At 33.4% G+C, this 11,624-nt stretch carries 14 protein-coding genes and 1 riboswitch; of the genes, 13 read left to right on the forward strand and 1 reads right to left on the reverse strand.

From position 1 onward, the window contains the following. The first annotated feature begins 32 nt into the window (after positions 1-32). The 4 genes from JJJ02_RS12970 (at position 33) to JJJ02_RS12985 (ending at position 2,357) form a co-directional block, all read left to right on the forward strand. Complete coding sequence (locus tag JJJ02_RS12970) at positions 33-566, forward strand: NUDIX hydrolase (RefSeq protein ID WP_239243049.1); 534 nt, start codon at positions 33-35, stop codon at positions 564-566. 103 nt (positions 567-669) lie between these two features. Beyond that, a complete protein-coding gene (gene fur / locus JJJ02_RS12975; RefSeq protein WP_111715067.1) occupies positions 670-1,149 on the forward strand; it encodes a ferric iron uptake transcriptional regulator in 480 nt (159 codons plus the stop codon). A 92-nt stretch (positions 1,150-1,241) separates the two neighbouring features. Continuing rightward, complete coding sequence (gene xerD / locus JJJ02_RS12980) at positions 1,242-2,129, forward strand: site-specific tyrosine recombinase XerD (RefSeq protein ID WP_239243048.1); 888 nt, start codon at positions 1,242-1,244, stop codon at positions 2,127-2,129. A gap of 9 nt (positions 2,130-2,138) precedes the next feature. After that, positions 2,139-2,357, forward strand: coding sequence for a hypothetical protein (locus JJJ02_RS12985; RefSeq protein WP_111715064.1), 219 nt, complete (start codon positions 2,139-2,141; stop codon positions 2,355-2,357). Here JJJ02_RS12985 and JJJ02_RS12990 read toward each other — a convergent pair. Further along, on the reverse strand, positions 2,292-2,801 hold the full coding sequence (locus JJJ02_RS12990) for a DUF309 domain-containing protein (RefSeq protein ID WP_239243047.1): 510 nt from the start codon (positions 2,799-2,801) through the stop codon (positions 2,292-2,294). The genes JJJ02_RS12985 and JJJ02_RS12990 overlap by 66 nt on opposite strands. A gap of 29 nt (positions 2,802-2,830) precedes the next feature. On the opposite strand from JJJ02_RS12990, the gene JJJ02_RS12995 reads away from it, so the two are divergent. The 9 genes from JJJ02_RS12995 to JJJ02_RS13035 all read left to right on the forward strand — a co-directional run bounded on the left by JJJ02_RS12995 (position 2,831) and on the right by JJJ02_RS13035 (position 11,547). Beyond that, complete coding sequence (locus JJJ02_RS12995) at positions 2,831-3,556, forward strand: segregation and condensation protein A (protein WP_240839327.1); 726 nt, start codon at positions 2,831-2,833, stop codon at positions 3,554-3,556. Further along, positions 3,546-4,091 carry an SMC-Scp complex subunit ScpB gene (scpB, locus tag JJJ02_RS13000; RefSeq protein ID WP_239243045.1) on the forward strand — a complete coding sequence of 182 codons (546 nt, stop codon included), beginning with the start codon at positions 3,546-3,548 and terminating at the stop codon, positions 4,089-4,091. Before JJJ02_RS12995 ends, scpB begins: the two co-directional genes overlap by 11 nt. Position 4,092: 1 nt before the next feature. Further along, positions 4,093-4,830 (forward strand): pseudouridine synthase, encoded by a 738-nt coding sequence (locus tag JJJ02_RS13005; protein WP_111715058.1) that lies wholly within the window; start codon positions 4,093-4,095, stop codon positions 4,828-4,830. Between the two features lie 80 nt (positions 4,831-4,910). After that, a complete protein-coding gene (gene resA, locus JJJ02_RS13010; RefSeq protein ID WP_240839328.1) occupies positions 4,911-5,441 on the forward strand; it encodes a thiol-disulfide oxidoreductase ResA in 531 nt (176 codons plus the stop codon). 13 nt (positions 5,442-5,454) lie between these two features. Then, a complete protein-coding gene (resB, locus tag JJJ02_RS13015) occupies positions 5,455-7,092 on the forward strand; it encodes a cytochrome c biogenesis protein ResB (protein ID WP_239243043.1) in 1,638 nt (545 codons plus the stop codon). After that, the gene (gene ccsB, locus JJJ02_RS13020) at positions 7,085-8,293 is read left to right on the forward strand and encodes a c-type cytochrome biogenesis protein CcsB (RefSeq protein WP_239243042.1); all 1,209 of its coding nucleotides are present in this window, start codon (positions 7,085-7,087) and stop codon (positions 8,291-8,293) included. The genes resB and ccsB overlap by 8 nt, the downstream gene beginning before the upstream one ends. An 18-nt stretch (positions 8,294-8,311) precedes the next feature. After that, a complete protein-coding gene (locus JJJ02_RS13025; protein ID WP_239243041.1) occupies positions 8,312-9,019 on the forward strand; it encodes a response regulator transcription factor in 708 nt (235 codons plus the stop codon). Continuing rightward, positions 9,019-10,767 (forward strand): ATP-binding protein, encoded by a 1,749-nt coding sequence (locus tag JJJ02_RS13030; protein ID WP_239243040.1) that lies wholly within the window; start codon positions 9,019-9,021, stop codon positions 10,765-10,767. Before JJJ02_RS13025 ends, JJJ02_RS13030 begins: the two co-directional genes overlap by 1 nt. Positions 10,768-10,805: 38 nt before the next feature. Beyond that, positions 10,806-10,924: riboswitch (FMN riboswitch) on the forward strand. Between the two features lie 59 nt (positions 10,925-10,983). Beyond that, positions 10,984-11,547: an ECF transporter S component gene (locus JJJ02_RS13035; protein WP_239243039.1), complete on the forward strand. Its 564-nt coding sequence runs from the start codon at positions 10,984-10,986 to the stop codon at positions 11,545-11,547. Positions 11,548-11,624: the final 77 nt, after the last annotated feature.

An 11,624-nucleotide genomic window follows, 5' to 3' on the forward strand; every position in this document is an offset into this window, starting at 1 on the left:
TTTAACATGTACAAAAAGGAGAGTGTATTAATATGGATCTAACAGAACGCACACGATCAAAAGAAACGATACTAGACGGTAAGGTGTTGATTGTCGAGAGACACCAGGTTGAATTACCCAATGGTAAGGAAAGTACAAGGGAAGTTGTACTGCACCCAGGCGCAGTTGCAGTGATTGCGATGAAACAAAATAAATTACTACTTGTAGAACAATTCAGAAAAGCACTTGAAGAAAATTTAATCGAGATCCCTGCTGGTAAAGTTGACCCAGGTGAAGCAAGACGTGATACTGCACTGCGTGAACTAGAAGAGGAAACTGGTTATACTTCAAAGACGATGGAACTGGTTAATGAGTTTTATGTTTCACCCGGATTTTGTAATGAGTTCATTTCACTATTTGAAGCTGGTGAACTTATAGAATCTCATAACCTTGAAGCGGATGAAGATGAATTTGTATTGAAACACTGGTTAACAATAGAAGAGGCTAATAACTGGATTAAATCAGGTAAGATTAAAGATGCGAAGACGATAATAGCAATTCAATATTTGCTATTATCAATGAAATGATATTAGATTATAATAATTCTAAAAAAGGCATTATTTTTCTTGCTTTAATTCTCAATTACTGATATTTTATATATATCAATCGTAACCTTTAGGAGTGTTAGTAATGCAGGAGAGAATCAATAGAATAAAGGAGCAATTACATGATGCTTCTTATAAATTAACCCCTCAAAGGGAAGCGACAGTGACCGTATTATTAGAAAATGAAGCTGATCATTTGAGTGCAGAAGATGTTTTCCTAAAAGTAAAGGAACGTGCACCTGAAATTGGTCTTGCAACTGTATATCGTACTTTAGAATTATTAGCTGAATTGAAGATTGTTGATAAGATTAATTTTGGAGATGGCGTTGCACGTTTTGATTTAAGAAAAGAAGGTGCAAAACACTTTCACCATCATCTTGTATGTATGAGTTGTGGAGACGTGGATGAAATAGAAGAAGATTTACTGGATGAAGTTGAAAAGAAAGTAGAATCGGATTATCATTTCTTAATAATGGATCATCGTTTAACTTTCCATGGTATTTGTAAAAAATGTACTGAAAAAGGCGTTCAACCTGAAGACCTTGATAAAAAAATAACAGAATAAATTGAAATGCAGATGATAATTTCATCTGTATTTTTTTATATTTTTAGTTGATTATATAATTATTATGGTAAACTAGGAGTTGAGGTGTTGATATGCAAACAATAATAGACGAATTTCTACATTTTATAATGATCGAAAAGGGATTGAGTAAGAATACGATAGCAGCCTATCGTAGAGATTTAAATCATTATCAAGCTTTTTTAGAAGAAGAGAAAATTGGTAATATTGATAACATCGATCGATATACAATCACATTATTTTTAGGTTATTTAAAAGATCAGGGCAAATCTGCAAAAACGTTAGCTCGCGTTTCAGCGACTATTAGAGGATTTCATCAGTTTGCTTTGAGAGAAAAATATGCGGTTAAAGACCCTACTGTTATTCTTGAAGCACCAAAATATGAACGTAATCTACCTGATATTCTTTCTATAGAAGAGGTTGATAAATTTTTATCGACACCAGATACATCAAAGCTTACCGGAAAGCGTGACCAGACAATGCTTGAACTGTTATATGCTACTGGTATGCGTGTATCAGAGCTAATAAATTTAAACGTAGATGATGTGAATACAATCATGGGATTTGTTCGTGTGTTCGGTAAAGGTAATAAAGAACGTATTATTCCTATTGGAGATCACATGATTAAATTGTTGGAGACGTATATCCAGTCTACGCGCTATAAGATGCTCAAAAAAGAAATGACAGACAGTCTATTTCTAAATTTTCATGGAAAACGACTTACACGACAAGGTTTCTGGAAGATAATGCGCCAAATTAAAGTTGAAGCAGGTATTGACAAAAAATTAACGCCACATACATTACGCCATTCTTTTGCAACACATCTTTTAGAAAATGGTGCAGATTTACGTGCTGTTCAGGAAATGTTAGGTCATGCAGATATTTCAACAACACAACTATATACCCATATCAGTAAGAAACAAATAAGGGAAGTGTATAAAAATACACATCCTAGAGCATAAGGAGAAAATATGAGTAAACAAAGACAAATTCAAAGAAATCAAGAGAAACATAAATCAGAAAATGATAGAAAAAAACAAGTTTTTGCGCCAAAAGACACGCATGAAATAAATACTCAGATTAATCAGGAAAATGATCCAAAGCAAAATAAAAATAACTGGATATTATTTGGTTTTATCGCTTTGATGTGTATCATTTGGGGTATCCTGTACTGGATATTTATCGTTTAAAGCAAGTTGTCTCGCATGAATGACTTCAGATCTATCACGCAGTTTATGCTTATGAATGATTGCTTGTGTAGGTTCGCAGTAATAATTAGTATCTATTGCATCAATAACAGGCAGTGTGATAGGTTGATAAGTTAAATTCTGTTGAATAGCAGATAATTGCTCTATTAAAACAGAAATATTGAGATATTCAGATAAGAAGTTTGAATTCATTTCAAGTAACAGTATCGTTTTTTTGATTAATGTAGTGGCACCACGTTTATTTTGACGTCTTAAATGATACATGGCAGTTGCGAGCATTATAAGTGCCACTTCAGGATCCTGTTTAGTGAAAGGTGATTTTTGTTTCCAGGCATCCTCCATAATTTCATGACATTCAAAATAATCCCGATGCATATGAAATTGAATAATATAATCAGAAAATGCTTGTTTGAATAATGCATGCATAAGAAATCCTCCAGAAGTAAGGTGAATATATGTACGAAGTAAAATTAGCTTCATTTGAAGGTCCGTTAGACTTACTCCTTCATCTCATTCAGAAATATGAAATAGATATTTATGATATATCAATGAAAGTTTTAACTGAACAATATATTAATTATATCAAAAATGTTGACGATCTAGATATTAATCAACATGGTGATTATTTAGTAATGGCAAGTGAGTTATTAAGAATCAAGAGTAAAACATTATTACCCGATACAAATGTAGATGAAAGTGAAATCATCGAAGATCCACGTAAAGATTTGATGCGACAATTATTAGAATATCAAAATTACCGTTTATATGCTGATATTTTAAAAACGAAAAAGGAGTCACATGAAAAATATTTTGTCAAACGTAGCAATGATTTGTCTCATTTCGAGAATGCAAAACAAACACCGATACACATTGAACTTACCGATTTAATCACTGCATATCAGAAAGCAAAGCAACGTCGTAAAAAGATTGCCAGTGAATCTGTTAGTGTAGCCCGAGATACTTACTCCATGGAAGAAGCGATTGAGACAGTGACACATGCATTATCTCAAAAAAAGAAAATTACTTTTGATGATTTTGTTTCATTTTCTGAAACAAAAACACAGGTTGTAACTTTGTTTCTGGCCATTCTGGAACTTATAAAAAATAATAAGATCAATGTATATCAATCTAATGATTTTGGTGAAATTGAGATTGAAAGAGGAAAAAACTATGTCGAATGAAAAAATTAATATCATACTAGGACTATTATATGCAGTAGGTGATGAAGGTGTTGAAATTGAACAACTTGCAGAGATTATGGAACTTACACCAATACAATTATCTGATATTGTAAGTGCGTATAATCATGAAATTTTTGAAATACAAAAGTTAGGATCAAAATACTTTTTGATGACCAATGAGACTTTAAATCCTTACCTGGAAGATCTGGTTACTGCTACAAATGAAAAGAAATTAACGCAGGCTTCACTCGAAACTTTAGCAATAATTGCTTATAATCAACCTGTAACGCGTCATGATATTGAAATGATGCGTGGTGTGAATAGTGATGGACCTGTAAAAACATTGATTGAAAGAGGTCTGGTAAAAAGTATAGAAGTACATGGTGAGCGTGCAAGACAATTAGCAACGACTGAATTCTTCCTGATGACATTTGGTCTTACATCTTTAGATGATTTACCGAGAGATGAGATGATGACAAGTGATGCAAGTGAAATGGAATTATTCTTTAAAAATTTAAATGAAGAGGATGAATAAAATGGGAGAACAATTAGAAAGATTACAAAAAGTCATCGCTAAAAGTGGTGTGACTTCACGTCGTAAAGCAGAAATTTTGATTACAGAAGGTAAAGTTACCGTTAATGGCGAGACTGTAACTGAACTTGGTACAAAGGTAAGTTCAAAAGACCGTGTTGAAGTAGAAGGCATTCCTTTAGAAAATCCAGAAAAGATATATTTATTGTTCCACAAACCAACAGGTGTGATTACGAGTGTCTCTGATGATAAAGGTCGTACAGTTGTAACTGACTATTTTCCGCAGCTGGACTTAAGAATATTTCCTGTTGGTCGTCTTGATTATGAGACAAGTGGTTTATTATTACTAACAAACGATGGTGACTTTGCCAATCAGATGACCCATCCGAAATACAAGATGAAGAAAAAATATGTTGCTAAATTAAAAGGATTTCTGTTAAGAGAACAAGTTAAAGAATTAGAACGTGGTATTATGCTTGAAGATGGAAAGACGGCTCCGGCAATTGTGAAAGTGAAGTCCCAGGACAAATTAAAGGATACTACTTTAGTAGAAATAACAATTCATGAAGGACGTAATCGCCAAGTACGTCGTATGTTTGCCCATTTCGGACATGAGGTTGTGAAATTATCTCGTATTGAATATGGACCATTGACGCTTAAAGGATTAAATGCAGGAGATGCCAGAGAACTTACACCGCATGAAGTCAAAACATTACGTAATATGAGTTTGAATAAATCATAAAATTCACATAGTTGTCACAGATAATCATTGCGTAAATGATATAATGTAATGTGACATTTTGAATAGAGAAGGGGTTAAGAATGGCGAAACAGCAAAAAAAATGGATTCAATATGTAGTGACTTTTCTCATATTGCTCGCAATTATTTTTATCATCTATGTTTCTGTAACAAAAGATGGTGAAAAAGTTGTAAAAATCGGTGATGATGCGCCAGTATTTGAATTGAAAACATTAGATGGCGATAAAGTAAATTTAAAAGATTATCGTGGTAAAGGACTAGTACTTAATTTCTGGGGGACTTGGTGTGAGCCTTGTTTAGAAGAGATGCCGGATTTAAACCGTGCACATAATGTGTACAAAAATCAAGGTGTTGAAGTATTAACGATTCACGTTAAGGACAGTCCGCAACAAATTAAACAGTTCTTCAGTGCATTAGACGAAGAAGTAACTTTACCAGTAGGTTTAGATAATGGTGATGTAATGAAAGCATATAATGCGAATGATCTACCGAATACTTATATCATTGATAAAGATGGGAAGATTGTAGCACACCATAAAGGCCAAATGTCAAAAGAAGATATTCAGAAATATATGGAAATGGTTAAACCTTAAAAGGAGGATGACGATGCAGGAACAATCGATTAAATGTGTTTGTGGTCATGTAAACCCTCCTGGTACTCAATTATGTCAAAACTGCGGACGTTTGATTAATGACAGCTATGATAAAAAGAAAACAACAGATGTTATGCGATATGACGGTCAAGCAGTGAGAAGTAAGACAAAGCATAAAACATTGCTGGATAAAGTATGGATATTTTTCAGTTCCGTTAAAGTTGGTGTAATATTACTTGTATTAACGGTTTTAGCATCTGCACTAGGGACAATGTTTCCTCAGGAATATTTTATTCCCGTAGGTGAAGATCCATCGACATTCTATAAAGATAAATACGGTACTTTAGGATATATCTATTATAAACTTGGATTAGATAACCTATATACATCTTGGTGGTATCTCATACTACTTGCGCTTGTAGCATTCTCAATTATTGCAGCAAGTATAGACCGAGGCATTCCATTACATAAATCGCTTACACGTCAGACTGTTAAGAAGCACCCAACGTACTTTAAACGTCAAAGGTTGACACTAGATGTACCGACAACGGTTGATCAGGCGGCTCTTGTAAATGCTTTAGAGCAGAGGAAATATAAAGTTAGAACTGACGGTACAGCAATATTAGCTGAAAAAGGCCGTTTAAGTCGTTATGGTCCATACATTAACCACACCGGGCTTATAATTTTGTTAGCAGGTGCAATGCTTCGATTTATTCCAGCGCTTTACGTTGATGAATTTGTAGGTGTTGCTGAAGGTGAGACAAAAAGTATCCCAGGAACAGAAAATACGTATTATATCAAAAATAATAAGTTTATTTTTGAACAATACGATGCAGAATCTATTTCAAACATTAATGGTAAATCAGCAGATGCCAGAATGAACAAAATTGCTAAAAATTATGAATCACAAGTTACCATCTATGAAAATAAAGCTGATAAATCTGTTGTTGGAGCAGAACCGAAACTAGAACAAATTAAAGATGATAGCGTTAAGGTAAATCATCCGGTTAAGTTTTCGAATTTTGCATTGTATCAAAATAGTTTTGATCAATCACAGCTCAAAACAATGACGTTTAAAGTGGAAAACATTAAGACAGGTAAATCGATCGGCAAGACATTTGAAGTAGCTCTTGATAATCCAGACAAGGCATACAAAGTTAGTAAAGACTTAACAGTCAGTCTGAAAAACTATGCACCAGATTTCAATGGTATTGCAGATAACGGAACGTTATTAACAAGTTCACCGATTCCAAATAATCCTGCATTCGTCTTTGGAGTTGAAGATAAAGATAAACAACCAGAATATAGCCTACTAAAAATACGTTCTTCACAGGACATCACTAAAAATAATCAATATGCTGTAAAATTTGTGAGTGCGACGAATAAAACGAGTACTTATTTAACAGTAAAGAAAGATTTAACGTTACCTATTCTATTTATTGGTTTTTCAATATTTTTAATAGGTCTTGCCATTGGATCTTATATTCACCATCGTCGTATCTGGATTGAAACGAAAGATGGATTTAAATTAGCAGCACATACAAATAGAAATTATTATGGGTATTCTAAAGACATTAACAGTATGTTAGAACCTTTCAATTTACCGAAAGTTAACGATAAATATGCGGATACGGAGGAAGAAAATGAATAATGAAGCTTTATTAAATATCAGTAGTACTTCACTGTATGCTGCATTTATTTTATATTTAATCGCGATATTACCATTCTCAGCAAGTATTAAAGCGAAATCGAAGAAAAGTGAAAAAATTGCAGTAATCTTAACGATTATAGGGTTTATTATGCAGCTCGTATATTTTGTTACACGATGGATGGCGGCAGGACATGCCCCGGTAAGTAATATGTATGAATTCCTGACGATGTTCGGTATCATGATGGTCGGTGGATTTTTAGTACTATATTTCTTATATCATACGCCAATATTAGCATTGTTCTCATTGCCAATCGCTATGCTTGTAATTGTTTATGCGAGTATGTTCTCGCGTGATGTCTCACCACTTATTCCTGCATTACAAAGTAATTGGTTAGCGATTCATGTTATTACTGTAACAATCAGTTACGGTATTTTATCTGTAAGTTCAGTAGCAGGATTAATCTATTTATTACGTTATGTTGATGCGAATGAAAAGTCAAAAGATGCTTTTTGGTTAGAGGTTGTAATGTACTTCATAACCCTAGTGATAGCTTTTATATTAACAACGATCGTTATGAAAGGTATTGTTCATTATCAGGAAGATTATTATTACTATGATAAAAATGATAATAATACAATTGCTGAATATCATTTACCCGGATTAGTGACATTTAAAGATAGTATTCCTGTTGAGAGAATTAAAGGCACGAAACAAGATTATAAAGAAGTTAAACGATTCGATACAGGGATTGAATTACCGCCCGTAATTAACGCTCAAAAATTAAATACAGTAGCATGGTCTATTATCATTGGTACAATTTTATATGGACTGTTAAGATTAGTGTTAAGAAAAACATTATTTGCTGTAGTTAAACCTTTAACGAATAAAGTATCGCTTCAGTTAATGGATGAAATTTGCTATAGATCAGTAATTATTGGTTTCCCATTATTTGCTTTAGGTGGCTTGTTATTTGCGAGTATATGGGCTCAAATTGCCTGGAGTAGGTTCTGGGGATGGGATCCTAAAGAGGTTTGGGCATTGATTACATTCTTATTCTATGCTATCTTCCTGCATTTACGTTTAGGTAGAGGCTGGGAAGGTAAGAAAAGTGCCTGGCTTGCAGTTGTAGGTATGGCAATCATTTTATTCAATGTGATTGCAGTAAACCTTATTATTGCAGGACTGCACTCATACGCTTAAATTAAAGGAGTAATCGACATGAAACATACGATATTGATCGTTGATGATGAAGACAGAATCAGAAAACTAGCTAAAATGTATCTTGAACGTGAAGGTTTTGAGACAGTAGAAGCAAGTGATGGTGAAACAGCTTTAGAACTCGCTTTAAACCAGAATTTTCATTGTATATTACTTGATATAATGCTGCCGGGAATGGACGGTATTGAAGTATGCAGAAGAATTCGTGAGGAAAAAACAACACCAATTATTATGCTAACAGCTAAAGGTGAAGAACATAATCGCGTTGAAGGATTTGAAATAGGGGCTGACGACTATATCGTTAAACCATTTTCACCTCGTGAAGTAGTATTACGTGTTAAAGCGATATTACGACGTGCACAGCCAACGATGTATTTAAAACAAGATTCACACGCGAAAGATTTAATTGTATTTGATTCTTTAGTGATTGATAATGATTCACATCGTGTTATGGCTGAAAATCAGGAAGTTAAATTGACACCAAAAGAATATGAATTATTATTATTTTTAGCAAAAAGTCCGGATAAAGTTTTTGACCGTGAACAATTGCTGAAAGATGTTTGGCATTATGAGTTTTACGGAGATTTACGTACAGTAGATACTCATGTTAAACGTCTTAGAGAAAAATTAAATAAAGTTTCACCGAAAGCTGCTGATATGATTCACACTGTATGGGGTGTTGGTTATAAGTTTGAGGTGAAAGAATAATGCGCTATTTTAATAGCGTAGTAATTAAACTGTGGTTAACTATATTATTTATAGTGACTGCAGTTTTAATTATATTATCTGTTTCTTTAATGGGATTCTTTAATTCGTATTTGAAAAGCGAGTCTGGCCATACGCTTAAGCAGCAAGCTGAAAAAGCTGAGCTCGTATTAACGAGTCATCACGATCAAAGTGATGCATTAACTTATGTGAAAGAATTAATAGAAAATCCTGCAGGTATTATTATTGTTCAGAATAAATCTGATTTAGATGTTACATATGAAGATCCGTTAAAACAATTAATGGTCGATGAAATCAAGGAAAATGATGCGTTCGATAAAGTTTTTGTTAAAGATGAATATGTTGTTAAAGATATTAAAGTAAATTATCAGGATAATAGACATGAGTTTATTCTGATTGGCTATCCTTCTCAAGCTTTTAATCATGAAGATAGCGGTATATTTATTTATCAAGATGCTAATTCTATGGATGATGCACAAAATTATATTACTTTCATTATTTTTATCGTGGCTATGTTATTACTGATACTCACTACAATCTTTGCTTTTTTCTTATCCAATAAGATTACAAAACCATTGTTACAATTAAAGTCAGCTGCTTTTAATCTCGCAAGAGGTGAGCGTAATAATAAAATAGCTGTATATTCCAGAGATGAGATTGGTGAATTAGCACTTGCGTTTAATAAGATGGAACAGGAGATTACATTAAATATCAGTAAAATTTCACAGGAACGTAATTTAAGAGATCGCTTAATCAATGCAATGGAAGACGGCGTTTTAAGCTTTAATATGGATCTTGAAAAACAACTGGAAAATCCGATGGCAGAGAAATTTTTAGATGATATTTCACAAGAAGACACAGATGTATTAAGTAAACTCGTGAATCAGGTAATGCAATCTGATGAAACAATATATCATGAAATTTCTACGTTTAATAAGCATTATGTACTCATCATCTCACCCGTCAAAAATACGACACAGGGACAAAATAATGGTGCTGTCGCAATTATTCGTGATATGAGTGAAGAGAAAAAGATAGATATAATGAAACAGCAGTTTATCGCAAATGTTTCTCATGAATTACGCACACCGATTCAAATGTTGCAAGGATATACTGAAGCAATTTTAGACGGCATAGTGGTGGAAAAAGAAGATGTTGATGAGTTTTTAAATATTATTCTCGATGAATCTAAACGATTAAACAGGCTGGTTAATGAGTTAATAAATGTTGCGCGTATTGATGCTGGAGAAACAACGTTAAATAAAGAAATGATGGATATTTCGCCTTTACTTGAAAAAAATATTCAGAACTTTAAGCAGAGTGCTATAGAACATAAAACAACATTGCAATTAGATTTACAGCATACAAAAGATGTAGCAATTGATTATGATAAGATATTCCAGGTCATTACAAACCTGCTGGATAATGCAATGCGTTATACAAAGAGTGGGGACACTATAAAAATTTCAACATACAATGATACAAATAACCTGTATATCAAAGTTTCTGATACTGGCGTAGGGATTGCTAAAGAACATATCAATCATATATTTGATAGATTTTATAAAGTTGATCAGGCGAGAACACGTGGTAAGCACGGTACTGGATTAGGATTATTTATCGTAAAAGCTATTATTGAAAAACATCATGGCGAAATTAATGTTGAAAGTGAGCAGGGTGTTGGCACAACATTCACTATTTCGATTCCGTTAGTTGACACGACGCAATAGTTTGGTACAATGATTTATGGCAAACGCCAATAATACACATTCATCTTCGGGGTCGGTGAAATTCCGAGCCGGCGGTAAAAGCCCGCGACCTGCATTATGCAGCTGATTTGGTGTAATTCCAAAGCCGACAGTACAGTCTGGATGGGAGAAGATGGAGGTCAGAGTTTCGTCAAGTTAATTTGTCCTCCTGATTCAAAGATGAAGTAAGGAGAATTTATGACAAAATTGAATAGAACTAGAAGTCTGATACTGATCAGTTTATTAAGTGCAATTGCATTCATACTGATGTTTTTAAAAGTACCAGTACCTTTCTTACCACCGTATTTAACGATTGACATCAGTGATTTACCGGCAATTATTGCACTTTTTACTGTTGGACCTGTTGGTGCAGTACTAATTGAGTTCATTAAGAACATACTTAACTTCGTAATGAATATGACTGATCCTGTTGGTCCTGTTGCTAACTTTTTAGCAGGGACGTCGTTTATCTTAATACTGTATGTTATTACAAAAGGAAGATTTAATAAGATAATACCAGCATTTATCAGTGCTACAATCGTAATGACGATTGTGATGAGTATTCTGAACTATTTCGTGTTATTACCAATGTATGGCATGATTATGAATTTGAATGATGTTGTCAAGAACATTCAGGTTATCGTAACAGCTGGTATTATTCCTTTTAATATTATTAAAGGATTATTACTGACAATTCTATTCTATATTATTGTTAGACCTTTAGTACCGTTACTTAAAAAACAGATGAAAATTAATGATTAATCAATAATCGCATAAAACATAACTTGACAAAAAAGCTTGAAGTTCGATTTGAAGTGCACCCCTAAAGTTGAACCTTA

The sequence above is a fragment of the Macrococcus sp. PK genome (assembly GCF_022501545.1).
Classification (GTDB): domain Bacteria; phylum Bacillota; class Bacilli; order Staphylococcales; family Staphylococcaceae; genus Macrococcoides; species Macrococcoides epidermidis.